This window comes from Kitasatospora sp. NPDC101447, from assembly GCF_044767225.1.
In the GTDB taxonomy this organism is placed as follows: domain Bacteria; phylum Actinomycetota; class Actinomycetes; order Streptomycetales; family Streptomycetaceae; genus Kitasatospora.
Genome location: NZ_JBIWNL010000008.1, coordinates 69,252 through 94,191, shown reverse-complemented (window position 1 = coordinate 94,191; position 24,940 = coordinate 69,252). Strand labels below are relative to the sequence as shown.

The window sequence follows — 24,940 nt, the reverse complement described above, 5'->3', positions numbered from 1 at the left end:
CGTTCAGCCTCCCAGTGCGCCGAGCAGTCCGGAATCGCCCACCGCGTTGCGCACCGCGGTGAAGCGTTGGCTGTAGGCCCTGGGGGTGATCCGGTGCACGACCTTGCGGACCAGCCACGGGCCGCTGTAGGCGGGGCCGGCTCCGGCCAGCCGGATCGGGTCACCGGGGCGCAGCGGGCCGACCGAGGCGTCCACCGTCCCCTCGGCGACGATCGCCAGGGCCGCCCGGTCGACCAGGGCCTGGGCCGCCTTGCGCAGGTCGCCCGCGCCGGTCAGGGCGGAGCCGGTGAGCCGGGTCACCGGGGTCGGGCTCAGCCCGGAGAGCACGCTGGTGCCGCCGATCGTGGCGCTGACGGCCGTCACCTCGGCGCTCTGCCCGCTGTGCCGCAGGTCCATCGCGTCCGCGGTGACGGTCGTGGCGCGCAGCATGTCGTGGCCGATCCGCAGGTCGGTGACCCCGCTGGCGCTGCCGGCCCGGACGGCGAGCGTGGCGACGGGCAGGCCCTCGGCGGAGACCTCGTGGAAGTGGCCGATCTCGATGCCGGTGTTGGCCTGCGGCAGGGTGTACACCTCGAAGCCGTTGCGCCGGGCGAGCCGGCGCAGGAAGCGGATGTCGCTGCCGCGCTGCACCGTGGTGCCCTCGGGTTCGATCAGCACCGGCCCGGTCGGCGAGACCTGGGGGACGAGCCGGTAGCCGGCGAAGATCTGGGCCGCGATCACGGCGTCCGGCAGGTTGGGCCAGGCCTGGGTGCGGTCCTGGAGGTTCATCAGGCCGGTGGCGTCGAGGCCGCCGACCTCGACGGAGGAGTCCCCGGCGCTCTCGCCGTACACCACGGAGCGGGTCGCCGCGTACCCGGCGAAGAGGAAGACCGGCAGTGGGACGGTGCCGATGACGGCCCCGATCCGCACGCTCTGCCCGGCGGTGAACCGGTCGGGTTCGAGCAGCGGCCACTCGCCGCGCGGGGACAACCCGGTGCCCAGCCGCAGCCGGAAGGTGCCGGGCGCGTCCAGGGTGGTCTCGACGACCAGCTCCTGGAGCGCGTCCAGCACCTCGCCCGGGGCGGGGGCGTCGTCGACCAGCAGGACGACGGTGACGGCCGTCACGACAGCGCCTCCGGGGAGACGGGCTGCGGCAGCTCGATCGGCGTGCCGGGCGGCTCCAGCACCGCGGCCGGGCCGGCGGCCGCGGCTGCGGGGTTGGCGTCCACGATCCGCCACCAGGCGCCCGGGTCGCCGTAGGTCCGGTACGCGAGCAGGTCCAGCCGGTCGTGCGGCCGGGTCGCGCTGGTGACGGTCGGGCCCGTGGCCGGCGGCACGCGCAGGGTCACCCACGGCCGGGGCCGGCCCCGATCGTCGACGTGCACCGCCACCGGAACGTCCCGGTAGCGGCTTGCGGGGTCGAACATCGGGCCTCCTGTGCAGGGCGGGTGAGGGGCGGTCAGAGCGGCAGGACGGACGGCGCCTGCGCGGCGGACTGCGCGGTGTTCACCGCCGAGAACACCTCCCGGGCCACCGCGTGCACGTCGGCGAGCGCGCTGATGAACACGGGCGCGGCCCTGAGCTCGTCCTGGCTGAGCGTGGCGAGCTGGAGTTCCGCGCGGGCGCTGATCGGGTTCAGCCTGGCGTCGAAGGCCTGCTCGGTGACGGACAGGCCGGCCACCTTGACCGGCAGGACCCGGCCCGCGCCCCAGACCAGGACCGTCCAGTTCAGCCCCTGCGGCGTGATGACGGCCAGCCCGATCTCCGCCTGCAGTTTCGTCAACTTGGCCAGCACGGTGGAGGGATGGACCAGCTGCTCGATCGCCGAGATCACCGGCAGCAGCCCGCTGACCACCGTGATCGGATTGGCGTCCGGGTGCTCCAGCCGGTCGGCGGCGTCCAGGGCGAGCGACACGGTCAACGTCTCGACGGGTGTGGTGGCGGGGGTCTGCGACTCGCCCGCCCCGGCGGGCGGCTTCGCCCCGGCGGCCTGCCCCAGGTCGAAGCGCCGCGCCATGGAGTCCGGGTTCAGCGGGAACACGATCATCTGCACGGGGACGGGCACGACCGACCCGAACACCAGCAGCGCCCCCTTGGTGACCCTCGGCCGGCCGGGAAACTCGCTCATCGACAACCCCAATCCCGTGCATCTACAACTTCAGCCCGCTCCGGACCCGGTCGGTGATCTGCCCGGCCAGCGCCATCACGTCGATCTTCGGGGTGATCCACTGGATGTCCTTCGCCTCCGGCAGCCGCAGCGGCTGGTCGGACTCGTAGTGGAACGGCGCGATCAGACCGAACTCCAGACCGGTCTCGTACGCGTAGGCGGCCAGCTCGTACGGCCAGCTCGTCTCGCCCAACAGCCGTGCCTTGGCCGTGATGTCCGCCGCGATGCGCAGGGTGAGCACCGGCTGCACCTTGATCTCGGCCTTCGCGTCGAAGGAGAGCACGTTCCGGGCGTACACCAGGGCCGCCTCGGCGTTCAGACCGCCCTTCAGCAGCACCCCGCCGGTGACGCTGATGCCGCCGGTGACGCTGGCCACGCCCGCCGAGAGCCCGGCCGCCGCCCGCAACCGCAGCTCCAGGCCCGCCTCGGCGGGGAGCACCAGCCGGGCCTTGGCCCCGACCTCCAGGTCGGTGTCCTGCTCCAGCGGGTCGAAGGCCGCCGAGATCACCAGGTCACGGATCTCGCCCGGCCCGAAGCTGTACCTGAACGCCGCGGCGGCGCTCAGCTGCGCCACCAGGCCGAGCGAGACCGGGCCGAGCGGCACGGCGAAGAGCGGGATCTCCGGGAACGGGATGTCGAAGATCTGGTAGCGGTTGCCCCGCGGCTCCAGGAACCGGTACGGCGGGAAGCGCAGCTCGCCCTCGACGCGCAGCTTCCGGTCGGGGGAGAGCAGTACGGCGGCCCGGCCGACCAGGCCGGGCCGGATCGCCACCTCGACCTCGCCCTTGCCCGAGATCCGGCCCTCCCGGTCGAGCACGGCGACGAGCTGTCCGCTCACCCGGTCGCGCTTGAGCTTGATGGTGCCCTTGCCGGTGAAGTGGCCCTCGGCGTAGGCGAGGTCCATCGTGCCGTCGAGGCCGAGCACGGTGAAGGTGGTGTGCCCCGAGCCGGTGACCTGCTCGCCGTCGTAGGAGAGCCGCAGCTCGAACGGGCGCAGGCCGGGCACGGTGACGGTGCCCTGCCCGGAGTAGACCAGGCGGTCGTCGCGCCTGGCCACCTTGAGTTCGATCGGGGTGCCCAGGACCGACAGCGTGACCTCCCCGGTCGCGCCCCAGCGGCCGCCCGCGAAGTCGACCGCCACCGCGCCGCCGGTCACCAGCCCGGCCCGGGGCGTGGCCCGCAGGTCCAGCCGGCCGGTCAGCCCGGTGTGCGGGCGGTACGTCACCGCGGCCTCGGCCCGGTCCAGGCCGGGTACGGCGGCGTGCAGGGTGCCGGTCGCGAACAGCCCCGCGCCGTCCGCGCCCGCGGTCAGGTCGCCGGTGAGGACCCTGGCGAGTTCGAAGCCCAGGTGGCCGCCGGCCGTGAAGCCCGGCCCGAGGGTGATCGCCAGTGAGGCGTCGGTGATCCTGAACGGCGGTAGCGAGAGTCTGCTGCGGTCCGGGCTCACCGAGGCGTGCAGCCCCTCGCGGTCCAGGGTCACGGCGATCGGCACCCGGTTCAGCAGGGGGATGCTCGGGGTGATCTCACCCTTCCCGACCAGGCCCTCCTCGGCCATCCGCAGGTCGAGGTGGCCGGTGCTCAGGTACGGGTACGTGAACTCGATCCGCTTGGTCCTGTCCGGGAACTCCAGCCGGCCGGTGGCGCCCGGGTCCACCACCTTCAGGGGGAAGTCGCCGCCGCCCTTGAGCGGGCTGACCGCCAGCGGCTGCCGGCTGCCGGCCCGGGTGCCCTCGAAGCTCGCGGTGACCGTGTCGTGGCGGTGGTCCACGGTCCGGTGCAGCGACTTCAGCACCATGACCGGGATCAGCTCGCGCGCCGGGTGGTTGGCCTGGTCGCCGGCGATCGGGTCCGGCACGGTGGGCCGGATCTCGGGCGCCACCCTCAGCGCGTGCGAGGCGGCCCCGGCCGAGATCGGGTAGGGGGTCCGGTCGGCGAAGGCCTCCTCCAGCTTGGCCCGCTCCGCCTGGTTCGGCCGGCTGCCCGCTGCCAGGTCGGCGAGGGCGGTGCGGTGCACCGCGACGGAGTTCGCCGCCTGGCCGCGGCGCTTCGCGATCACCGCGTCCAGCTGCTCCGGTTCGACGGGCAGCGTCTCCAAGGCCGGCGCGACGTAGGTCCCCCGCTGGACGGCACCAGAGAAGCGCAGGGTCAGACTGCGGGGCTCGAAGGCCGGGTTCTGCTGGTTCAGCGCCTTCAGAACCTGGTTCGCGGCGCTGCTCAGCTCGTTCCAGATCCTGCGCCCGCTCGCCATGTTGGCCTCGGCATCGTGCGGGGCGAGGTTGGCCGGCACGTTGGTGCCACCCAGCTGGAGCTCGATGACATGGTCGATCTGGGTCCTGTCGGCCCGCGACTCAGGCCGGAACTCCCCGGACTTCTGCTCCTTCCCGCCCGCCTCGTACCACCACTGGCGGGCCGCCTCCGCGGGCCACTTGACGCGCTGCAGCCAGAGCCCGCGCAGTTCGTCGGTCGGTGCGCGCTTCTGCCACAGCCCCGCCCTGATGTGGGTGCCGCTGACGTCGGTGACGGCCTGCAGGGCGCCGCCGTCCGCGGCGTTCATCGCGGCCAGGGCCTGGTACTCCTCCTTCCAGGGGCCCTTCTCCTGCGGGAGGACGAAGGCGCCCAGCTCGACGAGCACGACGGCCGGGTCCTCCTGGAGCTGCCGCACCGTCCCGACGGTGCGCTCCTCGCCCGCGTACGTGATCGTGAAGGGCTGCCAGACCGTGGCGGGCGGCGGGGCCTCCCCGGCCCGGCCGAGGAAGGGCGCCGTCGCCCGCTGCCAGGACCAGCCGTGCGGCAGCGGGCGGTGCGACAGCGCCGCGGCGTGCTCGGCCTGCCGCTCCAGCGCGCCCGATGCGGCGGGCAGGTGGGTGCCGTCCCCGGCGAGGAGGTTCGGGGCGTGCGCGACGCCGCCGTGCTGGGCCACGTGGGCCAGTTCATGGGCGATCAGCGCGCGGCCCGGAGCGGTGAGCGGGTCGTAGGATCCGTGCGCGAAGACGATGTCGTGGCCGACGGTGTACGCGCGGGCCCCCAGCGTGCGGGCGGCGGCGTCGGCCTCGGGGCCGGTGTGCACCCGGACGGGCGTGAAGTCGTGCCGGAAGTTGGCGGACAGCCGGTCGCGGGTGCCCGCCTCCAGCGGCCGGCCGGGCCCGGCGAGGCAGGTGGCGGCGGACGGGCTGCTCATCGCCGCACCACCCTCGCCACGGCCTCCGCCAGTTCCCGCCCCAGCCGCTCGCCGCCCGGGCCCCGGACGGGGGACTCGGGGTCGTCCGGGCCCGGCACGCGGGCGTCGGTCACCGGTGTGCGCGGGGTCGCCGGATCGGCGAGCAGCTGTGCCAGCCGGCGGCGGAAGACCTCCAGGACCTGCGGCACGTCCGCCTCCTGGACGCCGCGCAGCACCAGGTGCTCGATCTCCACCTCGATCGGCGCGGTGGCGCCGGTGCCCGTCCACGGTCCGGCCGTCCACGGTCCGGCCGGGGAACTCATTCCCACCCCCGCAGCTCGTGCGAGGACAGTGGGCGCTCCAGCTTCTCGCACTCGATCCGCACGGCCTCGCGCACGTGCGCCATCCGTACCGGCTCGTCCGCGTCGGCGGCCAGGAAGGCGGCGTGCAGCGCGAGTTGGGCGATCGTTCCGCCCGCCACGGCGACCTGAGCCAGCCGTGCCGGGTCCAGCCCGTCGACCGGGACACCGGCCGGGAACGCCCGCTCCCAGAGCCGGGCCCGCTGGTCGGCGTCCGGGAAGGGGAAGGTGACCACGAACCGCATCCGCCGCAGGAACGCCGAGTCCAGCGCCTCCCGGGTGTTGGTGGTCACGATGCAGATCCCGCCGAAGGTCTCCAGCCGCTGGAGCAGGAAGCTGACCTCCAGGTTCGCGTACCGGTCGCGGCTGTCGTGGACGGCCGTGCGCCGGCCGAACAGCGCCTCGCCCTCGTCGAAGAGCAGGACGGCCCCCGCCTCGGCGGCGGCGAAGAGCCGGGAGAGGTTCTTCTCGGTCTCGCCGAGGTACTTGCTGACCAGCTGGCCGAGGTCGGCGCAGACCAGGTCGCGTCCGAGCTCGGCCGCCACCGCCTCCGCCGCGGTGGTCTTCCCCGTCCCGCTCGGCCCGCTGAACAGGGCAGTGACCGCCAGACCCCGGTGGCCCGGCCCGGGGTGCCCCCACTCGTCGTGCACCCGGCCCCGCTGGCGGACCTGCGCCAGCATCGCCCGCAGCGCCCGCTCGGCGGGCTCGGCGAGCACCAGCGAGTCGAGTCCGCGCACCGGGCGGTGCAGCCGGGCGAGGCCGTGCAGCGGTTGGTCGGCAGTGGCCCGGCAGGCCGCCACGAGGTCCGGCACCGGGACGGCCCCCGAAGCGGGTGCGGCGAGCCGGACGCCCCGCTCGACCCCCAGCGCGATCGCGGCCGGGGTGAGCGGGGTGCACTGCGCCAGCTCGGCGAGTTCGGCCGGGCCGGCCGACAGGCCCACGTCCGCCAGGGCGGCGGCGAACAGCTCCCGCCGCTCACCCGGGCCCGCGGCGGGCAGCCGCAGGACGGGCTGCGCGCCGGCGCCGGCCGTCGGCTCGGAGAGCGAGAGGACCACCGGGACGCCGTACGAGCGCACGTCCGCGGCGAGGCGCAGCACCGCGGGCGCCGGCCCGGCGAAGGCGGCCGGGTCCCCGTCGGGGCCGTGGTCCGGGCCGGCCGGCCGGTCCGGCGCCTCGATCAGCAGCAGCCGGCCGCCCAGCGCCGCCTCACGGGCGAGCAGCCGCCCGTACAGCTCGGCGGTGGGGGCGTCGGGCGGTACGTCCCCGGCCTCGGTCACCAGCGTGGTCAGCCCCAGTGCGCGGGCCGCCTGCACCGCGGCCTGGCGCCGCGTCAGACGGTCCTCGCCGACCAGCGAGACCGGGCGGGGGAGCGCGGCCGGCCCGGGAGCCGCCAGGGCGGCGAGCTGTCCGACGGCCGCCAGCTGTCCCGGGGCCAGCCGGCAGAGGTCCTCGGCCGTCCGCGCACGTCCGCGCAGCCGCTCGTCCAGGGAGACGGCCCCGACCAGGGCGTGCAGCACCCGCTCGTCCACCGCGAGCGGCAGCTGGGCCAGGCCGCCGTACCGGCCGGGCGCGGGCTCCGGGGGCAGGTCGGCCAGCCGCCAGTGGCGCAGCGGCGCGTCGGGCAGCAGCGCGCTCCAGTGCGGGTCCGGGAGCGCGGCGAGCGCCCGGGAGAAGGTCGCCGGGCCGGTGGCGCAGGGCAGGCCGAGTTCGGGCGCAGCAGCGGCCAGCAGGACGTCCTGTTCGAAGCGGGTGAGGCCGAAGAGCCGCGCGATCCGGTGCAGCGCCACGGGCGTGCCGGTGTCCGCGGCCACCTCGGCCGCCAGCAGCGCCCCGGCCCGCTCGGGCCGCTCGGCGTCGGCCGGGCGGCCGTCCAGCCGGGCTGCGACGGCCTCGGCGTGCAGGACGAGGTGCCGTTGGTTGTCCCGGGCCCAGACGGCGGTCGGTGCGGCCTGCGGCGGTGGGCCGGCGGTGCCGGCGCCGGTGGCCAGCCGGTCGTCCTCGGTGGTGGTCACAGGGTCACCTCCTGCGGCAGGAAGAGGCCGTGGAGGTCGAGCGGCGGGAGGCTCCGGGCGCCGTCGACCTCCAGCGTCACCCGGTAGTCGCCGCGCGGCGCGTCCGTCAGCGGGACGCTGATCGAGGACTGGGGCGCGGGTGTCACGTCGAGCGCCAGCGCCACGGTCGCGTCCGGGCGCACCCGGTCGAGCAGCAGCCGCACCCGGCGCTCCGATCCGGTGAGCGCCGGGAGGACGTCGGCGGCGAGGGTGCCCTGGTAGGCGCCCGCCCCGGGGGCGGGCGTGGCGGTCACTGCGCCGAGGGTCGGCAGGACCGTGAACGCGACCGGCGCGCTCGCCAGGGCGGGAGCGGTGAGGGTCACGGCGGTGTCGAGCGGCGCGGTCAGCCGCAGGACCTGCACGGTGTGGACGCCGGGCCGTACCCCGGTCAGCGGGACGGTCAGCTGCCCTGCGTCCAGCACCGTGGCCGGGGCGGGGGCGCCGTCGACCAGCACCTTGAGCGTCTCGCCGGGCAGTGGCGCGAGGGCCGAGCCGAACAGCCGCAGATCCGGCATCGGGGAGGCCGCTCTGACGGGCGCGCCGGCGCCGTCCGGGCCGGCCGCGGTGTCCAGCCGGGGGCCGTTCAGCACCCGGGCGCCGAGGCCGGTCCGGAGCACCGGCAGGACGGTGCCCGCGACCTCGGGGGACTCCACCACGACGGGCCCGGCGACGAACGCCAGGCTGAGGGCGAAGGCCCCGGGCTGGTACAGCGCCCAGATCCGGGTCAGCTCGTCGATGCTCAGCGACTCCGGGCGGATCCGCACCCGCTCCTGGGCCCGGGCCAGGTCGTTGCCGGTGATGTCGGGGTGGCTCGCGGAGGCCTGGTGGATCAGGTCGGGGAACACCTCGGGGGTGGCGTGCAGGGCGGCCGCGCAGAGTGCCAGCAGCTGCTCGCTCTGGTAGACGCTCTGGCCCCGGAAGGTGAGCAGGTAGTGCAGCTCCAGCGCCGTCCGGGGGACTTGGCGCAGCGCTCCGCCGAACGGGGGACGGGTCGGCAGGTCGTCCGCGGCCAGCGAGGCGTTGCGGTCGATCCGGTACAGGTGGACGCCGACCAGCGGCAGGTTGGCGTCGTCGTCCAGCGGTCCGGCCTTGACGGTCGTGCGCGTAGCGACGTTCGCGGCGTCGATGCGCGTCTGCAGCAGGGTCACCAGACAGGCGGTGACGGTCGGGACGGCGAGCGCGTTGCTCATCCGGGCCACCCCCCGCCGTGCCGACGGTGCGCGGCGAGCAGGTCGGGGTGCCGATCGGCGGCCGGCGCAGCCGGTGCGGCCGGGGCGGCCGGGGCCGGCGCGGCAGGCGTCACGACCAGCTCCACCCGGCCGATCCGGACGACCACCGGAGCCGGTGCGGGCGCCTCGGCGGCCCGCCCGCGCCGGCCTGCCCTGCCGTGCGCCGACGGGGACGGCGCACCGTGCGCCGGATCTCCCGGGCGGGGGAGCAGCACCACCGCCGGCGGCAGCGGCGGGGCGGCGGCCGCGGTGTCGGCCGCCCGGCTGACGGGGTGCGGCCCGGGCCCGGGCCCGGCCGGCCGGGCGGCGCGGCCGGGGGCCTGCGGCCCGGAGCCGGGGTCCCGGTCCGGTCCGGCGAACGGGCCGAGGTCGGTGCTCGGTGCGCGGCGGCGCGGTGCCGGGTGTGCCGGAGCGGCCGCCGGAGGCTCGGCGGCGCTCTGCTCGTACCCGTCCGGCCGTGCCGCCGCAGCAGGCTGCTCCGACCGGAGCGGGCCGAGCGACACGCTCCGGCCGGCGGCCGACGGGCCGGCCGCCCGCGGGGACCGGTTCAGCGGTGCCGGAGCCCCGGAGCTCGCCGCGTCGAGTCCGGTGGGCACCGGCACCGGCTGCCCACCGACCTCGGGGCGCGACCCCCAGGAGGCGGGCCCGGCCTGACGGTCCGCCGGCCGGCCCCGGTCGGCGTCCGGCGAGGCCGGATGGGCCGGATGGGCCGGGTCGGCCGGGTGGGGCGTCCGGGCGCTGCGAAGGCGGGAGGCGGCCGCGGCCGCGGCGAACCAGGACAGGTGGGACTCCGCGGCGCTGCGCAGCAACGGCGCGGCGGAGGCGTCCCGGCCGGTGCCCGGCTCCGGCCGGGGGTGTTCCGGGCTCGGGGTGGCGGGGCCGGCCGTCATCGCGCGGGCGACGAGGCGGCGCAGGAGGCCCACCGGGGCCGCCGCCGTCACCGGTCACCGTCCCAGGCTTCGCCGTCCGCGACCAGCGTCAGGTAGCCGGCCCGGCGCGGTGCGGGAAGTGCCAGCACCTCCGGTTCGGTCCAGCCGTACGCCAGGGCGAGGGCGTGGACGTCGGTCATCAGGCGGCGGTGCGGGGTGAGCCGCGCGGCCAGTTCGGCCGCCGGGTCGAGGACGGCCGGCACCGGGGCGGCGCAGGCGGCGCAGGAGAGCAGCAGCTCGATGTCGGCGAGCGGGTCGGCGGCCGCCATGGTGGTCTCGACGGCCGCGAGGGTCGCCTCGTCCACGGTGTGCCAGGCCGTCACGCAGCGGTCCAGCAGCAGCCGTCGGGCCTGCTCGGCCGGGTCCGGTGCGGTCGGCGCCAGCTCGGCGAGCGCCTCCAGGTCCGCGCCGGTGGGCAGCCGGAAGGCGGGCAGGCCCTCCGGCGGGCGGGGCCCGGAGGGGGCGTGGGTCGCGTCGCCCAGCAGCTCCACCAGGTCGACGGCGGCGTCCAGCCGTTCACCGCAGGACGGGCAGTCGAGCACCCACTCGACCAGCGAGCCGTACGTCGACGCCACGAGGGCGAGCAGCAGGGCGTTGCGGTCGCCGATGCTGAGCGCCCGCAGTTCGTCGGGCTCGGGGCGGCTGCCGCCGAGCTCCGCGACCACGGTGGCGAGCACCAGGGTGACCCAGTGCTCGCCGCCGGGGCCGTTCCCGCCGAGGGCGGCCTCGTCGGCGCCGGTGAGCACGCGCACGGCGGCCGTCGTCGCGGGGCGCGTCGCCAGGCCGTGCCGCAGCCGTACCGGGCGCGCCGGGCCGATGTCGAGTCCGGGGATCATACGGAGAACGAGACCTCCTTGGGCTCGACCACGGCCGGATCCCGCTCCCAGCCCTCGTTTTCGATCTTGATGTGGGCGAGTGCCACCGCGTTGGCATTGGCGTCGAGGTCCGGCAGCGACTGGTACTCGCTCACCCAGCAGCGGAACACGTTGTAGGCGATGACGAGTTGGCCGGCCTCGTTGTAGAGCTCGATCACGATGTCCTTGCGGAAGTCCGCGAGGCTCACCTCCGCGCCGAGGGCCGCGCCGTGCTGCCAGACCTTGGACGCCCACGCCTCGAACTCCAGGTCGTGGGTGACTCCGCGTTCGAGCGTGATCGCCTCGTACTTCGTCCGGCCGGGCGAGCGGCGCGCACTGGACGGGTCGCCGCCCTCGCGGAACTCGACCACCTCGGTGGTGCGCTTGAGGCTGCTGACCTTGCTGACGCCCGCGACGTAGCGGCCGTCCCACTTGACCCTGAACTTGAAGTTCTTGTACGGGTCGAAGCGATTGGTGTTGACGGCGAACTGGGCCATGAGTGGGCTCCCCTCAACTCTGCGTCTGGCCGGCGAGCTGCTGAAGCCGGATGATCACGAACTCGGCGGGCCGCACCGGCGCGAAGCCGACCAGGACGTTCACCACGCCGAGCCCCTGGTCCGTGGTCGTCGTCGTGGTGGCGTCACAGCGGACGAGGTAGGCCTCCTTCGGGGTGCGCCCCGCGAAGGCGCCCTGCACGAACAGGCCGTGCATGAACGACCCGATGTTCAGCCGGATCTGCGACCAGAGCGGCTCGTCGTTCGGCTCGAACACCGCCCACTTGAGCCCGATCAGCAGGCTCGACTCCAGGAAGTTGGCCAGCCGCCGCACCGGGACGTACTTGTAGTCCGAGGAGGCGGCGTCACCGCCGGCCAGGGTCCGCGCGCCCCAGGAGACCTGGCCGTAGGCGGGGAAGCTGCGCAGGCAGTTGACCGCGATCGGGTTGAGGGTGCCGTTCTCGGGGTCGGTCAGGTCGTAGCCCAGGTCCTGGACGCCGAAGAGCTTGGCCTCCGTCCCGGCCGGGGCCTTCCAGACGCCGCGCGCCGCGTCGATCCGGGCCATCAGGCCGGCGATCGTGCCGCTCGGCCCGACCGAGCGCGGAAGGTAGTTGCGGGTCGGGTCGGCGATGTCGAGACGGGGGTAGTAGAGGGCGCTGTACTCGTCGCGGACGTAGCTGTGGCTCTGGAGCCAGTTGCGCAGCGCGGTCGGGCTCTTCAGGCTGTCCGGGGGGTCGAGGAGCAGCAGGGCGCGCTTGCGGCGGCAGTAGGCGATGGCGTTGCCGACGGCCTTGCTGTACTCGGCGTCCAGCGTGCCGGCCGAGGCGAACGGGTCGTTGTCCGAGGCGGTCTGGTTGCCGAGGCTCGGCAGGCACAGGAGCGTGAAGTCGGTGTTCTCCAGGGCGAACATGCCCGATCCGGTGCCGACCTCGCTGCCCACGAGCTCGTCCGCGCCGGGATGGGCGCCGTCGCCGCCGCCCGCCAGCGCGACGGCCCCGGCGTGGGTTGTCGCGCCGTTCAGGTTGAGGGCGGTCGCGGTGTGGTCGTCGCCGAGGTTCTCGACGGTGACGGTGAGCCCGGAGGCGGCACCGGGCAGGACCTGGAGCCGGCTCTTGGTGGGGTCGGCGTTGTCGGGGACCACCCGCACGACGGCCTGGGACCAGACGGGCTTGTTCGCCACGGCCGTTCGCAGGGCCGACTGGAAGGCGGCGGCCAGCGTCTCGACGGAGTCGGGCTTGCCGGGGAAGGTGATCGGCCTCGGGGGGAGCCCCTGGATCGTCACCGTGACACCCAGGGTGTTCGTGTCGGGGAGTGCCCCCTTGTCGACCACGGCGGAGGAGACCAGCCCGCTGGCGGCGGGCTGCGAGGGGGCGTTCGCTCCCGTCACGGGGCCGACGGAGACCAGCTCGGAGGCCGCGTTGACGGCCGTCGTGAGGTAGAGGGGGTCGTCGGTCTTGGTGCTGTCGGCGGTCAACCCCCGGTAGGTCTCCTGCCGTAGGACGGTCGGGTTGCCGGCGTCACCGCCCAGCAGGCTGATCACCAGGTCGAACCGGGCGGGGTCGGTCGCGACGAGGACCTGGACGCGCAGGTCGTTGCCCCACGCCCCCTCGTCCCGGGCCCTGACGGTGAACGCGCCTGCGCCGTCGGCCTGCAGGACGTCGACGTGGGCCCGGCCGAGTGCGGCGGCGCCGGCTCCGGGAGCGGCCACCCGGACCACGTAGGCCCGCGCGCCGCCGTTGAGGAAGTACTGCTGGAGTGCGAAGGACGTGTCGCTGTCCTTGTGCAGGCCGCCGAACGTCCGCTCGACGTCGGCGAAGGAGAGGACCTCCTCCGGGCTGTTCATCGGACCGCGTGGGAACCAGCCGATGAAGGCCGCGATCGCGGTGGGCACACCGACGATCGGATGCACACCACTGGGCACCTCCTCGACGTACACGCCCGGGAACGTGGGTGCGGTGGGCATGGGCGCTCCTTTCGTCAGTGGATCCCCCGCAGTCTCCCGACGGCCTGTCACCGCGCCGTCCGAGCCGGCGTCACAGTGGCGTCACATCGACCCGGTTCACCCGGATGCCGCATCCGGGACGCCACCCACGCAGGCTTCCTCGGCTTCGCCACCTGCCTGATCACCCACAGACACGTTCAACGCCCTTGTCAGGACCTCCAAGAGGGCATCTGATCAACGTTCAGGCGGCGGTGCCCGTTTCGCCTGCGCGGCGCGGCGATCCGGGCCGCCGTCGTGCCGATCCGGATCTCGAAATCCTTCGTTGCGCGGCCGACCTGAGCGGACCCGTCCCCGGCGCTGTCACGTTGGTCCTGGCCGATGTCTCGCGGAGCGGCTGGATGCACGCGCGGATGCCGCGCTCTGCAGGGGCCGTTCATTCCCCAGCCGGTGTGCGCTCCTTCAACCGCCCGAGCGAGTCCACGTACTTGACCATCAGGCGGGCGAACTCCAGGCGGTCGTGTTCGGCCCAGTCGGCGGTGATGTACTCGAACGCGGAGCGCTGGTGGCGGCGGAAGCGAGCCATCAGGGCGGTGCCGGCGGGGCTGAGGTGGAGGACGGTGCGGCGGCCGTCGTGCTGGGAGGCGGCGCGGAGCAGGTAGCCGGCTTTGATGTTGTCGGTGACCATCCGGCTCGCGACCGAGGGGTCGACGCCGAGGAGTCCGGCGAGTGCGCCGACCGTGATCTCCTTCTCGGAGTCGCGGGTGTGTTCCAGGACGAGGTTGAGCACCAGGGTGCGGCTCAGGTCCTTGGCCGAGATCGGGTTCTCGACCTCCAGGAGTGACGTGCGGCGCAGTTTGCCGAATGCCGGGCCGACCGCGTCCAGCAGTTCCTCGGCCGTCGGCTCCTGCGGTGCCGGGGACTGCTGGGGGGCGTCGTTCGTCGTCATGTGCCCATCGTAGGGTCCGTGGGCACGTGAAGGCATGTGTTGACCAGAAATTACATGCATGCAAGCATGCATGTGTTGACCGTTGAGCAATTCTGGTCGACGGCAGTCACCATCACGACACCCGGGGGTTCCCATGACCGTTCTCATCACCGGCGCTCGCGGCAAGATCGGCCGCGCTGTCCTCGGCCGGCTGCACGCCCAGGGCCTGCCCGTCCGTGCCGCGAGCGCCGAACCGGCCGAGCTGACCGTCCCGGCCGGCGTCGCCACCGTCGAGCTGGTCCTCGACCGGCCGCAGACCTTCTCGGCCGGACTCACCGGGGTGCGCCAGGTCTTCCTCTACCCCAACCCCGAGGGCATCGACGCCTTCATCGGGACCGCCCGGGCCGCCGGCGTCGAGCACATCGTCCTGCTCTCCTCCTCCTCGGTCCTGACGCCCGGCGCCGAGACCGACCCGCTCGCCGCCCACAACCTCCGCGTCGAGCGCGCCCTCGCCGCCTCCGGCATACCCACCACCTTCCTGCGTGCGGACGCCTTCGCCAGCAACGCACTCGGCTGGTCCCACCCCATCAGCCACGGTCTGCCCGTCCGGCTCGCCTACCCCGACGCCCACCTCGCGCCCGTTCATCCCGACGACATCGCCGACATCGCCGTCGAAGCACTGACCGGCACCGCCCTCAAGGGCCGCACCCTCACCCTCACCGGCGGCCAGTCCCTCACCTTCCGCGAGCAACTCGCCGTGCTGTCCGAGGTCCTGGACCGCGACGTCACCGTCGAAACGATCACCCACGCCGAAGCCGAGCAGCAGATGAGCCGCTTCATGCCCGCCCGGATCGCCGGCTCGCTGCTCACCCTGTGGGCCGCCGCCTGCGTGGGCCCGGCACCGATCGGCGAGACCACCCGCACCCTGCTCGGCACGCCCGAGCGCAGCTTCCACCGGTGGGTGACCGAGAACGCCGCCGCGTTCACCGCCCGCTGACCCGTCCCGCCCGCCATTTCTGCAGGAGCGCCACCATGAAGCCCATCGGCTACTGGCTCAACCGCACCGACAAGGCCCTCACCGGCTACATGAACGGCATGCTCGCCGAGTTCGGCCTCACCCGTACCGCTTGGCAGGTCCTCAACGTCGTCGGCGCTGCCGCCACGGACACGCCCATCACCGACGACGACGTCCGCACCGCGCTCTCGGCCAACGCCGATGCTGCCACCCTGGCCGCTGCCGTCGACACCGTGCTCGCCGACGGCTGGGCCACCCGCCCCGGACCCGGCCGGCTCGCCCTCACCTCCGACGGCGAGCACCGTCTCGCCGTCGTCGCGGAACGAGTCCACGCCTTCCGTGAGCTGTCCACCGTCGGCATCACACCCGACGAGTACCGCACCGCGGTCACCGTCCTCGAACGCATGACCCGCAACCTCGAAGACCACTGACCGGACCGGGGAGATCGTTGCAGCCGGCGCAACCCCGGCGGCGTGATCGAAAGCCCCGCCCGCCGACTGCGTGTTGAACCACCTCGCCGAGACGTTCCGCGGTGCCGCGGCCGACGACGGCGGCCGGGGTTTCGCCGAACTCGTGCCGGAGCGGGGGCTGCCTCCGGCCGAGCGGCTCGCGGCCCCGAGGGCTGGTTCGGCCGCCGGGCTTCCTCCGGTGAGGCGCCGACGACCGTCCTGCCGGCGCTCCGGCGGAAAAGCCGTTGCCCTGGAGCCGGTCAGGGCTGATAGACAGGGGCATGGACGACGAAATCATGCCCCCGGTCGAGCGGATGCTCGCGGAACGCGCCTGCGAGCGCATCATCGTGGACTTCATCCACCGCCTCGACCTCGGTGAACCGAGCTCGGTGGCCGAGCTGTTCACGCCTGACGGTGTCTGGTACTGGCCCTTCGGGGACCGGCGCATCGAGGGGCGTGAGGCCCTGCGCGCCTACTTCGCCTCCCGCCCGGCCGACAGGCTGTCTCGGCGCCTGATGACGAACATCCTGGTCACGGTGGAGTCCGAGGCGACAGCGCGGGCCGTCTCGTACCTGACGACATACCGGGTCGATGGCTACTCGGGTGGGATGATCGAGCCCCGGCTCCCGGCGAACGTCGGCCACTACGAGGACGTCTTCCGCAAGATCGACGGTGCTTGGTTCCTCGCCGGCCGCACCGTCTTCCTCCCTTTCGGCGGCGGAACCGAACGGCTTCCCGCCGCGGATGCCTCCAACGCCTGATGACCTCGCTGTGGGCGCGGCGGCCGAAGGCGGGTGCCGGCGGTCGCCGAGCCCTGATGGTCGGTGAGGGCAGCCCGGGACGCGGGGCGAAGAGGGCCGGCGGAGTGCCTTCGACGGCGGTCGCGGTGAAGCCGTCCTCGGTGGCCGGGCGTGTGGTTTTCGGCCTCTCCGTTCGGAGCAGGACGCGAATTCCTCTGGGTCAGGGAACACGGAGGTGGTGATCTGCCCGGTCAGCCAGCCGCGGAGGAACCCGGCCGCGCCGCTCCAGCGGCCTGGCGGCCGTCTCTCGGCCGCTGCCCCGGGCTGCCGGGATTCCGCAGCGAACGACCGATTTGTCATCACGGTTCGGTGACCTTCGGACCCATGGGGGATCGATGGCCCGTTCCCGGTGTTCGAGGGCGGTAGATTTCCCCGGCACACTTTCTTGATCACCACGGGGGATTCACCATTTCCACTCAGTCTGCCGAGCTGCCCGACGCCACCGCGCCCACGGAGACCGCCTCCGCGGCCCCGATCCAGGGGGAGCCCGGGTACGGCGAGGGACAGCTCACCTGCGCCGTCTGCGGCTCCGTCCCGGCCGTGAACGCCACGATCCGCGGGCACCAGGGCTTCGTCATCGTGATGCGCTACCTCAAGCGACGGGGCCCGTTCTGCCGCACCTGCGGCATCGCCACCCACCGGGAGATGACCTCCGACACCCTCTGGCAGGGCTGGTGGGGCATCCCGTCGATGATCGTCAATCCGATCGTCATGCTGTTCAACATCCCGCAGCGAATGAAGATCAACAAGCTGGCGGAGCCGGTGCCCGGAGCTCCCGGCACGCCGATGGACACCGGCAAGCCGGTCTACCTGCGGCCCACGATCGTCGGCCTGCTGATCCCGGCGGTCCTGGGCACGCTGATCTTCGCCCTGTTGAAGGGCGACCCCGAGTTCGCCAAGGCCGGCGACTGCATCCACAACAGCAGCCCGCTCGCCATGTCCGGCCTGAACGACAACAACCCGGACGTCAAGGTGGTCTCCTGCTCCGACCCGCAGGCGGACGCCCGCGTCGTGGGCCGGGCCGACAACACCACCGACGGTGAGACGGAGTGCCGCAAGTACCCCGACGCCGACAGCTACTTCACGTACAAGCGGGGGAGCGACAAGTACCTGCTGTGCCTGACGAGCCTCAAGCCGCGGCCGAAGCTGACCTTCCCCCCGGCGGGCTGACCGGGCTGACCGGGCCCGTCAGCCGGCGGCCGTAGCCTGGTGTTCGCTGGTGAACGAAGGGGGTCGCTTGTCAGGCGATACGGCCGGAGCCGAGGCGGGGATGAAGGGGATCACGTTCCCTGCCTGGCACGGAAAGCACTACGTGACCCTGGCGGAACTGCTGGTCCGGCTCGGCAGTTTCGGTCTGGACCTGACGTGGCGGGTCGAATGCGACGAGATCGTCGATCCTCGCTGTGTCGAGATGGAGAGACGGTCCGCCGAGGGCGGGATGGACACGTTGACGCTGTTGTCGCTGACGACGCCCTTCCTCCAACTGATCGACGCCGAAGCACATGGCTTCGCCGAGGACGAGCTGGTGGTCATCCTGGCCGAGGTGGACAGCTCGTTCTGGGACGTCCGGGCTGTCGACGAGCGCGTACTCGGCGAGCTCCGTCGCCGCTATCCGGGGGCAACGGACCTCTGAGGGGACGAGCGTGGTCGACCCGTCCGGGTTCGGGCTGCGCCTTGCCGGGCCGGCTGTCTTCGATGCGGCGGGAGGGTGGGCGCTCCGGCGGGTCAGGTCAGGAACTCGGTGAGCCCGTGTCGATGACGATCATCTTTTCCAGCGTGTACCCGTCCAGGTTCGGATGGTGCCATCGCTGGCCGGTGCGGATGCGGTGGAAGCGGAAGGTCCCGTTGGTGGTACCTGCGCTGACGATGCATCGGATCTGCAGCGGAGGTTCGGTCGAGCGGCCGAGGTGGCAGATGTGCAGGGCCAGCGTCAGACCCTGGGCCAGTAGTAGCCGTTGATCGGCCTCGGCGATGACGGGCTCACCGTCAGCCAGGACGTCGACGGTCACGGGCACGTAGTCCTCTGCACTGTGAGCACGTGGACAAGGATCCCTCACGGTCCTGGTACTGGGTGAGTTCGCCTGTTTCGCCACCGTCAGTGCCCGTGTGGTCCGGTCGAATGGCGACCTCAGGCGGGTGCCTGCTCGTCGGGGGTGCGGCGGGCCGTGGTGTCGCAGCAGGTGTCGGGGGTGCTGTCGGTGCTCTCGCCGAGGGTGTCGGCGTCGGCCTTGACGACGTAGACCTCCCAGGGTTCCTTGCCGGGGCCGGTGGCCCAGACCTTGTCCTGGAGGGCGTAGCAGCAGGTGGTGCTTCCCCCGGCCTTCGGCCGGGAGGTGCCCCCATCCTCGAAGGTGGCCGGGCCGGCGTCCTTCAGGCGGGTGGCGGCGGCGGTGACCTGCTCGGTGGTCTCGACTTCGACGCCGAGGTGGTCCAGGCGGGTGTCCTCGCCGGGATCGCCCTCGATGAGGACGAGCTTGAGCGGGGGCTCGGCGACGGCGAAGTTCGCGTAGCCGGGGCGGCGCTTGGCGGGCCCGGTGTTGAAGAGCGTGGTGTAGAAGGCGATGGAGCCTTCGAGGTCGGCGACGCGCAGGGCGAGCTGAACACGGGACATGGCGGTCTCCCCGATCCGAGGTCTTGTTTCGACAGGTGTCGATACAGCGAGCTTGCCTCCGTAATTAGATGGCTGTCAACATAGACGTATGTCGAATTCAGAGCTGGTCGTGCTCGGGCAGGACGAGGCCGCGGTGTGCTGCTCGCCGATGGTGCGCGAGCCGCTGGGCGAAGAGGCCGCCGTGGACCTGGCGCGGATGTTCAAGGCACTGTCGGACCCGGTGCGGCTGCGGCTGCTGTCGCTGATCGCTTCACACGAGGGCGGGGAGGCGTGCGTCTGCGACCTGACCGGACCGTTCGACGTGTCCCAGCCGACCATCTCCCACCATCTGAAGGTGCTGCGCGAGGCCGGGCTGGTGGGCTCCGAGCGGCGCGGGACCTGGGTCTACTACTGGGTGCTCCCGGCGGCCCTGGCCAGGCTGTCCGTCCTGCTGCAGGCCCCGGTCCCGCCCCGACCCGCCTCTGCTCGAAGGAAGAACCCGTGAGCTCTCCCGCTGTCCCGTCCGTGCTGTTCGTCTGCGTGCACAACGCCGGCCGCTCCCAGATGGCCGCTGCCTTCCTGACCCACCTCGGCCACGGCCGGGTCGAGGTCCGCTCGGCCGGCTCCGCCCCCGCCGACACCGTGAACCCGGCCGTGGTCGAGGCCATGGCCGAGGCCGGGATCGACATCTCCGCCGAGGTGCCGAAGGTGCTGACCGTCGAAGCCGTGCAGGCGTCCGACGTGGTGATCACCATGGGCTGCGGCGACGCCTGTCCGTACTTCCCCGGCAAGCGGTACCTGGACTGGACGCTGGACGACCCGGCCGGCCGGGGCGTGGACGCCGTGCGCCCCATCCGCGACCGGATCGAGCAGCGCATCCGCCATCTGCTCACCGAACTCGGCATCGAGCCCACCGCCTGACCACCTCCGACGTCGGCCGTGGTCCGCCGCGCAGTGCGGAGTCATCCCACGGCCCTCGCGCTGGTCGAGTGCCCCGGTCAGCCCTGGTGTGCCGGGAGCTTGAGGAGGTCGCGCATCGTGGCGGAGGGCATGTAGCAGCGGAGCAGGGAGAGGCCGATCCGGGGCAGATCGGCCTCGTCGCGGTAGAGGAGGAACATGGGTTCGTGGCGGGGCTGGAACTTCGCCTTGAAGGCGTGGAGCGAGCGGAAGCCGTAGTACGGCTCCATGGTCGCGCCCAGTTGGTCGAGGATCCGGTCGAGCACGGTGGGGGCTTCGGTGGTCTCGGTGCGGGCGAGTGGGGCGCCGGAGAGGGACAGGAAGCGGGCGCCTTCCTCGCGGAGGGCCAGGCAGCTGGAGGCGATCATGAACTCGACGACGGGCCGGAAGCCGTCGCGGCGGCGCATCATGTCGAGCGTCCAGCCGTGCGGGCTCCCGTCGCCGTCGTAGACCGGCATCCAGGACGTGACGCCGTGGATGTGGTCGTCGCCGTCCGTCGCGAGGCCGACCCGCATCCGCGGGTCCAGGGCCTCCTCCACCCCGCCGAGGGTGAAGCCCATCTCCGGCAGGCCCTTGTCGCCGACCCACTCCTCGGAGATCGCGCGGACCTGGGACTGGACCGGGCGGGGCTGTTCGGCGAGGGCGACGAGCCGGTACTCCACGCCGTCCTTCTTGGCCCGGTTCAGCGCGGTGCGCACGTCCTGCCAGGCCTTGCCGCGGAACTCCAGGTCGGGCAGGTCGATGATGGTGTCCTCGGCCACCTGGACGGAGCGCCAGCCCAGTCGACCGGTCGCCCCTGCGGCCTGCCCGGTGGCGGAGAACAGGCAGGGGACCAGTCCGGAGTGGTCGCACATGTCGGCGAAGCCGGCGATGGTGCGGGCCCGGGTCCGCTCGGCGCCCACCGGGTCGCCGAGCGCGACGGCGACGCCGGCGTGCACCCGGTAGGCGAGGTAGCCCTCGTCCTCGTCGTCGGGGAAGAAGTAGGAGTTGTCGCGCCAGGTGGTCATCCAGGAGAGGTTGCCGCCGCCGTGACGCACCAGGAGGTCGGTGGCGCGCTCCTGCGGGTCGGTGTCCGCGGTCCGGTCGTGAGCGCCCGCGGGGTGCGGGTCGGTGGCCGGGGCGTGCCCCCGCTCCCTGCGGCGCGGGCGTCTGGCCCGGAACGCCTCCCGGCCGGCGAGCAGGACGACGGCTTCGGCAGTCCACAGGACGGCCGCGGGCACGAAGACCGCCGCTCCCGTCACCGTGACCTCGGCGCCCACGATGTGGGCGACGACGTAGGCCACCGCCACGAACAGGCCCAGCAGGACGTTGGCCAGGCAGAGTGCCATGCTCCAGCGCCAGGCGGCCCGGCGCCCGCCGCGCAGCCCGTTGACCAGCAGGGCGATCAGCACCAGTGAGATCAGGAGTTGCCAGCCCGAGCCGCCCTGGCCCTCGGTGTTCCCGAGCGGACCGCGGCTCGGCGACAGCCAGACCACCGTCTGGATCGCCGCGATGACGACCAGTCCGGTGACCGCCAGCAGCCGCCACTCACGCCGACTGAGCCGGCCCGAGGTCGGGGCCGCGCCGGGCACCTTCAGCCAGTGGGTCGCGATCAGCGCGCCCGTGACGGCGAGCGCGTGCTCCACCTCGACGAGGCTGCCGACGTAGAGCAGCCACACGACGACGTACGTGAGCAGGCCCATCCTCAGGCGTTGCCGCCACGGCGAGGGCAAGGCGGCGGAGGCCAGCGCTCCGGCGCACAACGCGCCCGCGGAGAGGCCGACGTCCACGGCGCGCGCCTGCTCCTGGGCCCAGGCCCAGTCCGCGTGGCGCAGCACCAGGAACAGCAGGGCCGCCAGCAGCACCGCGCCGAGCTGGCCGACGATCGTCGCCGCCGCGGCCCACCGGGTGCCGAGGCGGGCCTCGGCGAGCCCGACGAGCAGCACGATCCCGAGCGTGACGAGCAGGTAGTCGGCGGGGGTCGCGCACAGCAGCGACCCGGTGACCAGCGTCCACCAGCGGCCGGCCTCGAACGAGGGCAGACCGTACGCCACGTCCGGGTACCAGGAGCGGTCGGACAGTGAGTTCCACAGGCCACCGAGGCTCAGACCCACCAGCAGGATGACCACGGCCGTTCCGGTGGTGAAGGGCAGCCGCCGGGCCGTCGAGGCCATCGCGGTCACTGCTGATCCGGTGCGCCGCCACCGCGGGCTCGTGTCTGCGGGCACCTCGTACCTCCGTGCCGATGGTCCCGCCGGGGCTGGAGCGCGACCGGCAGCCCTTCACACAGCGTAGACCAATCCGGTTGGCCCAGCCCGGCGGGCGCCGCTCGCCGACATCGGCTCCCGACGGTACGGACCGCGCCGCCCCGGTCATGGATCGGAGTGGCGGGGGCGGCGCGGTCCGGGCTGCGGGGTATCAGCGGAACGGCTGGGCGTTCTGCGAGCAGCTCGCGCCGTCCGGCGGGAGGGTGCCGCTGGTCAGGTAGCCGGAGAGGAACGCCTGGGCGCACGAGCTCGGGTTGAAGAGCTCGGTGTGCCCGTAGCCGTTGACGGTGACGAGGCGCGCCCCGGGGAGCAGCTTGGCGACGGCCTGGGCGTCGCCGTAGGGCGTGGCCGGATCCCCGGTCGTGCCCACCACCACGACGGGTGTGTCGACCTTGTTCCACGGGCCGAGGTACGAGGAGGCGGCCTTGGCGGGCCAGTTGACGCAGTAGGCCGTCCAGGGCCAGTTCTGGCTGACGGTCCCGGCCCGGCGCAGCGAGGTCTGCGCCTGGTCGATCGCGGCGCTCACCGTGGCGGGGTTGGGGCTCTCACCGCAGATGACCGCGAGTTGCTGCTCCACGCCGTGGTAGGGCTGGGGCGCGGCGCTTCCGCCGGCACCGGTGCTTCCGCCGCCGGCCGACTGCGGTCCCGTCGGCGACTGCGCTCCGGTGGGTGACTGGGCTCCCGCCGGTGACTGCGGGCCGGGTGCGGTGCCGCTCGGTGCCGGACTGGTCGTGCCGGCCTGCCAGAGTGCCTGGAGCTGTGTGGCGAGTCCGGTCCAGCCGGGGAAGGCGCTGAACCCGGGGACGGGTCGGACGACGTAGAGGCTGTTGGTCATCAGCGCGACGAGGTCGCTGTCGGTGACGCCCGGCTGCGAGGGATCGACGACGAGGGGTTGTTGTCCCGCGCGGGTGAGCAGGGTCTGGAACTTGGCGCTGGTGGCGTCGGGCGTGCCGGCCGAGAACGCGCACTGCTGGGTGGTGCTGTTCCCGCACAGCCGGAGGAAGTCCTGCACCACGGCCGCCGTGGAGAGGTCGGATCCGGCGCGGACGAAGGTGCTGAGCGGCGAGGTGTTGTCGGCCCACGCCGTGGGGTCGACGGCTCCGTCGAGGATCATTCGCTGCACGTTGGACGGGAACATGTTGGCGTACGTGGCGCCGAGGAAGGTGCCGTAGGAGGTGCCGTAGTAGAACAGCTTGTCCTCACCGACCGCCTGGCGCATCAGGTCGAGGTCGCGGGCGTTGTCCGCGGTGGACACATGGGTCAGCAGCTCGTCGTCGCGCCCGGCGCAGGCCTGGAAGAGCTGCCCGTAGGCGGATGTCCACTGTTGCTGTTGCGCGCTGGTCAGGGGTGGGAAGGACGTGGAGGAGAGGAGGGCGCCCTCCTGGTCCTCGGTGTCGAAGCACTGGACGGTCGGCGAGCTGAGACCGCCCATGCCGCGCGGGTCCCAGGACACGATGTCGAAGGTGGAGAGCACATCGGGGCCGAAGCCGTCGATGCCGGCGGGGAGGAAGACCGAGCCGAGTCCGCCGGGGCCGCCGGGGTTGTAGAAGAGCGTGCCGAGCGGTTTGGCGGATCCGCCGGCGAGGTGCTTGACGAGGCCGAGCTTGATCGTGCGGCCGGTCGGGTTCGCGTAGTCCAGCGGGGCTGTCATGGTGGCGCACTGGTAGCCGTCGAGGCTCGGGTCTCCCTGCTGCGCGGCGGGGCATCGGCTCCAGTGCAGTTGGGGGACCGCGGTCGTCGACGTGGGGGAGCCGGTGGTGGACGGCGAGGGACTCTGCGCCTGGGCGGCGGTGGCGGGCAGGAGCAGGGAAGCGGCGAGCAGGGCTGCCGCCGACGAGGCTCCGAGCGGTTTCGGTGCGTTGAGCATGGCTACCTCCCGTCGCCGCCTTCGGCGGCTGACACCTTCGGGGGACCGACCGGCCGTGGACGGGTGGCGGGGAGGCGGAGTGGCGTCTGCCGGACGGCGACGTCCTTCATGACGACCGCGGACCCGTGGGCCGGCTCAGTCGTCGCGGCCGGCTTCGTCCCCGCCGGCGGCGGGCTTGGGGAGCTTCTCCTGGAGGTAGGACACCAACTCGCCCGGGCTGCGGGTCTGCAGCAGCACGCGGCCGGGGCCGGTCAGGTCGCACACCAGGAACTGCCCGGTCTTCAGGGACCGGATGGTCCGGCCCCGCGCCATGCGGCGGGCGTCGAGTGCCACGCCGACGTCGTAGCCGACGATGTGTCCGGCGGCCACGGTCAGTTGCTCGCCCGGGCCCAGGTCGACGGCGTCCAGTGCTCCGTAGCATCCGAGGACCACGGTGCCCGTGCCCTCCATGCGCAGCACGAAACCGCCCTCGCCGCCGAGCACGTTCTGCATGCCGGCCCACTTCGTCTGCGGCGTGACCTCGGCGGAGCATCCGAGCCAGTTCCCCTGTGTGACCTGGACGGGGCGGCCGCCGGTGACCTCCAGAGCGGTCACGTCGCCCGGCAGCTCGTGCACCAGGTCCACCCAACTGCCCGCGCCGTGTGCCGTGTAGCGGGTGAGGAAGAGCGAACTCCCGCCTAGGGCAGCGCGTTTGAGGCCGGCCAGGACGCCGCCCTGGGCCATCGCCTCGATGTCGAGGTCCGGCCCGCAGCGGTACATCGAACCGGACTGTCCCACCAGCGACTCACCCGGGGCGAGAACGCACCGGGCGACCGCGAACCCCGGCTGGTGACGTGTCTCGACCTGCATCGCGACCTCCACGACCCCGCGATCGGGGCGCCCTCCTCATCGTGGCACAGGGGGCTGCCGGTTTCCCGCCGGGTGGGACCG

Annotated in this window: 24 protein-coding genes; 7 read left to right on the top strand and 17 right to left on the bottom strand. The window is 73.3% G+C overall.

Annotation, left to right across the window (positions count from 1 at the left end):
• Window positions 1–3 precede the first annotated feature (3 nt).
• From ACIRST_RS14515 to ACIRST_RS14460, 12 genes are all read right to left on the bottom strand, one after another.
• Entirely contained in the window at window positions 4–1,104 is a 1,101-nt protein-coding gene (locus ACIRST_RS14515; protein WP_402802539.1) for a phage late control D family protein, read from the bottom strand.
• Window positions 1,101–1,406 carry a tail protein X gene (locus ACIRST_RS14510; RefSeq protein WP_402802537.1) on the bottom strand — a complete coding sequence of 102 codons (306 nt, stop codon included), beginning with the start codon at window positions 1,404–1,406 and terminating at the stop codon, window positions 1,101–1,103. The genes ACIRST_RS14515 and ACIRST_RS14510 overlap by 4 nt, the downstream gene beginning before the upstream one ends.
• A gap of 32 nt (window positions 1,407–1,438) precedes the next feature.
• Window positions 1,439–2,107: a hypothetical protein gene (locus ACIRST_RS14505; RefSeq protein ID WP_402802536.1), complete on the bottom strand. Its 669-nt coding sequence runs from the start codon at window positions 2,105–2,107 to the stop codon at window positions 1,439–1,441.
• A gap of 22 nt (window positions 2,108–2,129) precedes the next feature.
• The gene (locus tag ACIRST_RS14500) at window positions 2,130–5,324 is read right to left on the bottom strand and encodes a DUF4157 domain-containing protein (RefSeq protein WP_402802535.1); all 3,195 of its coding nucleotides are present in this window, start codon (window positions 5,322–5,324) and stop codon (window positions 2,130–2,132) included.
• The gene (locus ACIRST_RS14495; protein ID WP_402802534.1) at window positions 5,321–5,626 is read right to left on the bottom strand and encodes a hypothetical protein; all 306 of its coding nucleotides are present in this window, start codon (window positions 5,624–5,626) and stop codon (window positions 5,321–5,323) included. The genes ACIRST_RS14500 and ACIRST_RS14495 overlap by 4 nt, the downstream gene beginning before the upstream one ends.
• Window positions 5,623–7,674 (bottom strand): AAA family ATPase, encoded by a 2,052-nt coding sequence (locus ACIRST_RS14490; RefSeq protein ID WP_402802533.1) that lies wholly within the window; start codon window positions 7,672–7,674, stop codon window positions 5,623–5,625. Before ACIRST_RS14490 ends, ACIRST_RS14495 begins: the two co-directional genes overlap by 4 nt.
• Window positions 7,671–8,903 carry a Pvc16 family protein gene (locus ACIRST_RS14485; RefSeq protein ID WP_402802532.1) on the bottom strand — a complete coding sequence of 411 codons (1,233 nt, stop codon included), beginning with the start codon at window positions 8,901–8,903 and terminating at the stop codon, window positions 7,671–7,673. Before ACIRST_RS14485 ends, ACIRST_RS14490 begins: the two co-directional genes overlap by 4 nt.
• Window positions 8,900–9,883 carry a hypothetical protein gene (locus ACIRST_RS14480; RefSeq protein WP_402802531.1) on the bottom strand — a complete coding sequence of 328 codons (984 nt, stop codon included), beginning with the start codon at window positions 9,881–9,883 and terminating at the stop codon, window positions 8,900–8,902. Before ACIRST_RS14480 ends, ACIRST_RS14485 begins: the two co-directional genes overlap by 4 nt.
• A complete protein-coding gene (locus ACIRST_RS14475) occupies window positions 9,880–10,707 on the bottom strand; it encodes a hypothetical protein (RefSeq protein WP_402802529.1) in 828 nt (275 codons plus the stop codon). The genes ACIRST_RS14480 and ACIRST_RS14475 overlap by 4 nt, the downstream gene beginning before the upstream one ends.
• Window positions 10,704–11,222, bottom strand: a complete 519-nt coding sequence (locus ACIRST_RS14470) for a phage tail protein (protein ID WP_402802528.1) — start codon at window positions 11,220–11,222, stop codon at window positions 10,704–10,706. Before ACIRST_RS14470 ends, ACIRST_RS14475 begins: the two co-directional genes overlap by 4 nt.
• A gap of 13 nt (window positions 11,223–11,235) precedes the next feature.
• The gene (locus ACIRST_RS14465) at window positions 11,236–13,182 is read right to left on the bottom strand and encodes a phage tail sheath family protein (RefSeq protein ID WP_402802527.1); all 1,947 of its coding nucleotides are present in this window, start codon (window positions 13,180–13,182) and stop codon (window positions 11,236–11,238) included.
• Between the two features lie 412 nt (window positions 13,183–13,594).
• Window positions 13,595–14,107 (bottom strand): MarR family winged helix-turn-helix transcriptional regulator, encoded by a 513-nt coding sequence (locus tag ACIRST_RS14460; protein WP_402802526.1) that lies wholly within the window; start codon window positions 14,105–14,107, stop codon window positions 13,595–13,597.
• Between the two features lie 133 nt (window positions 14,108–14,240).
• Here ACIRST_RS14460 and ACIRST_RS14455 point away from each other — a divergent pair, with 133 nt between their 5' ends.
• The 5 genes from ACIRST_RS14455 (at window position 14,241) to ACIRST_RS14435 (ending at window position 17,983) form a co-directional block, all read left to right on the top strand.
• Window positions 14,241–15,083, top strand: coding sequence for an SDR family oxidoreductase (locus ACIRST_RS14455; protein WP_402802524.1), 843 nt, complete (start codon window positions 14,241–14,243; stop codon window positions 15,081–15,083).
• A gap of 35 nt (window positions 15,084–15,118) precedes the next feature.
• Entirely contained in the window at window positions 15,119–15,532 is a 414-nt protein-coding gene (locus ACIRST_RS14450) for a MarR family transcriptional regulator (RefSeq protein WP_402802523.1), read from the top strand.
• A 299-nt stretch (window positions 15,533–15,831) separates the two neighbouring features.
• The gene (locus ACIRST_RS14445; RefSeq protein ID WP_350524180.1) at window positions 15,832–16,311 is read left to right on the top strand and encodes a nuclear transport factor 2 family protein; all 480 of its coding nucleotides are present in this window, start codon (window positions 15,832–15,834) and stop codon (window positions 16,309–16,311) included.
• A gap of 579 nt (window positions 16,312–16,890) precedes the next feature.
• Window positions 16,891–17,520: a hypothetical protein gene (locus ACIRST_RS14440; protein WP_402802521.1), complete on the top strand. Its 630-nt coding sequence runs from the start codon at window positions 16,891–16,893 to the stop codon at window positions 17,518–17,520.
• A 142-nt stretch (window positions 17,521–17,662) separates the two neighbouring features.
• Window positions 17,663–17,983, top strand: a complete 321-nt coding sequence (locus ACIRST_RS14435; RefSeq protein WP_402802519.1) for a hypothetical protein — start codon at window positions 17,663–17,665, stop codon at window positions 17,981–17,983.
• Between the two features lie 97 nt (window positions 17,984–18,080).
• Here ACIRST_RS14435 and ACIRST_RS14430 read toward each other — a convergent pair whose 3' ends face one another.
• Both ACIRST_RS14430 and ACIRST_RS14425 read right to left on the bottom strand, forming a co-directional pair.
• Complete coding sequence (locus tag ACIRST_RS14430) at window positions 18,081–18,359, bottom strand: hypothetical protein (protein ID WP_402802518.1); 279 nt, start codon at window positions 18,357–18,359, stop codon at window positions 18,081–18,083.
• Window positions 18,360–18,478: 119 nt separating this feature from the next.
• Window positions 18,479–18,961 carry an ArsI/CadI family heavy metal resistance metalloenzyme gene (locus ACIRST_RS14425; protein WP_402802517.1) on the bottom strand — a complete coding sequence of 161 codons (483 nt, stop codon included), beginning with the start codon at window positions 18,959–18,961 and terminating at the stop codon, window positions 18,479–18,481.
• A gap of 88 nt (window positions 18,962–19,049) precedes the next feature.
• On the opposite strand from ACIRST_RS14425, the gene ACIRST_RS14420 reads away from it, so the two are divergent.
• Both ACIRST_RS14420 and ACIRST_RS14415 read left to right on the top strand, forming a co-directional pair.
• Window positions 19,050–19,445, top strand: a complete 396-nt coding sequence (locus ACIRST_RS14420) for an ArsR/SmtB family transcription factor (RefSeq protein WP_402802516.1) — start codon at window positions 19,050–19,052, stop codon at window positions 19,443–19,445.
• Window positions 19,442–19,861 (top strand): arsenate reductase ArsC, encoded by a 420-nt coding sequence (locus ACIRST_RS14415; RefSeq protein ID WP_402802515.1) that lies wholly within the window; start codon window positions 19,442–19,444, stop codon window positions 19,859–19,861. The genes ACIRST_RS14420 and ACIRST_RS14415 overlap by 4 nt, the downstream gene beginning before the upstream one ends.
• Before the next feature lie 77 nt (window positions 19,862–19,938).
• Here ACIRST_RS14415 and ACIRST_RS14410 read toward each other — a convergent pair whose 3' ends face one another.
• The 3 genes from ACIRST_RS14410 to ACIRST_RS14400 form a co-directional block, all read right to left on the bottom strand.
• The gene (locus ACIRST_RS14410) at window positions 19,939–22,104 is read right to left on the bottom strand and encodes a bifunctional lysylphosphatidylglycerol flippase/synthetase MprF (RefSeq protein ID WP_402802514.1); all 2,166 of its coding nucleotides are present in this window, start codon (window positions 22,102–22,104) and stop codon (window positions 19,939–19,941) included.
• Window positions 22,105–22,294: 190 nt separating this feature from the next.
• Window positions 22,295–24,010: an alpha/beta hydrolase gene (locus ACIRST_RS14405; protein WP_402802513.1), complete on the bottom strand. Its 1,716-nt coding sequence runs from the start codon at window positions 24,008–24,010 to the stop codon at window positions 22,295–22,297.
• A 135-nt stretch (window positions 24,011–24,145) separates the two neighbouring features.
• Complete coding sequence (locus ACIRST_RS14400; protein WP_402802512.1) at window positions 24,146–24,859, bottom strand: TIGR00266 family protein; 714 nt, start codon at window positions 24,857–24,859, stop codon at window positions 24,146–24,148.
• Window positions 24,860–24,940: the final 81 nt, after the last annotated feature.

What these genes read in the sequence shown, in the direction of transcription:
- ACIRST_RS14485 (WP_402802532.1), bottom strand. Translation starts at nt 8,903, where the DNA reads ATGAGCAACGCGCTCGCCGTCCCGACCGTCACCGCCTGTCTGGTGACC.
- ACIRST_RS14465 (WP_402802527.1), bottom strand. Translation starts at nt 13,182, where the DNA reads ATGCCCACCGCACCCACGTTCCCGGGCGTGTACGTCGAGGAGGTGCCC.
- ACIRST_RS14510 (WP_402802537.1), bottom strand. Translation starts at nt 1,406, where the DNA reads ATGTTCGACCCCGCAAGCCGCTACCGGGACGTTCCGGTGGCGGTGCAC.
- ACIRST_RS14460 (WP_402802526.1), bottom strand. Translation starts at nt 14,107, where the DNA reads ATGACGACGAACGACGCCCCCCAGCAGTCCCCGGCACCGCAGGAGCCG.
- ACIRST_RS14505 (WP_402802536.1), bottom strand. Translation starts at nt 2,107, where the DNA reads ATGAGCGAGTTTCCCGGCCGGCCGAGGGTCACCAAGGGGGCGCTGCTG.
- ACIRST_RS14425 (WP_402802517.1), bottom strand. Translation starts at nt 18,961, where the DNA reads ATGTCCCGTGTTCAGCTCGCCCTGCGCGTCGCCGACCTCGAAGGCTCC.
- ACIRST_RS14400 (WP_402802512.1), bottom strand. Translation starts at nt 24,859, where the DNA reads ATGCAGGTCGAGACACGTCACCAGCCGGGGTTCGCGGTCGCCCGGTGC.
- ACIRST_RS14475 (WP_402802529.1), bottom strand. Translation starts at nt 10,707, where the DNA reads ATGATCCCCGGACTCGACATCGGCCCGGCGCGCCCGGTACGGCTGCGG.
- ACIRST_RS14405 (WP_402802513.1), bottom strand. Translation starts at nt 24,010, where the DNA reads ATGCTCAACGCACCGAAACCGCTCGGAGCCTCGTCGGCGGCAGCCCTG.
- ACIRST_RS14495 (WP_402802534.1), bottom strand. Translation starts at nt 5,626, where the DNA reads ATGAGTTCCCCGGCCGGACCGTGGACGGCCGGACCGTGGACGGGCACC.
- ACIRST_RS14445 (WP_350524180.1), top strand. Translation starts at nt 15,832, where the DNA reads ATGGACGACGAAATCATGCCCCCGGTCGAGCGGATGCTCGCGGAACGC.
- ACIRST_RS14450 (WP_402802523.1), top strand. Translation starts at nt 15,119, where the DNA reads ATGAAGCCCATCGGCTACTGGCTCAACCGCACCGACAAGGCCCTCACC.
- ACIRST_RS14420 (WP_402802516.1), top strand. Translation starts at nt 19,050, where the DNA reads ATGTCGAATTCAGAGCTGGTCGTGCTCGGGCAGGACGAGGCCGCGGTG.
- ACIRST_RS14500 (WP_402802535.1), bottom strand. Translation starts at nt 5,324, where the DNA reads ATGAGCAGCCCGTCCGCCGCCACCTGCCTCGCCGGGCCCGGCCGGCCG.
- ACIRST_RS14470 (WP_402802528.1), bottom strand. Translation starts at nt 11,222, where the DNA reads ATGGCCCAGTTCGCCGTCAACACCAATCGCTTCGACCCGTACAAGAAC.
- ACIRST_RS14455 (WP_402802524.1), top strand. Translation starts at nt 14,241, where the DNA reads ATGACCGTTCTCATCACCGGCGCTCGCGGCAAGATCGGCCGCGCTGTC.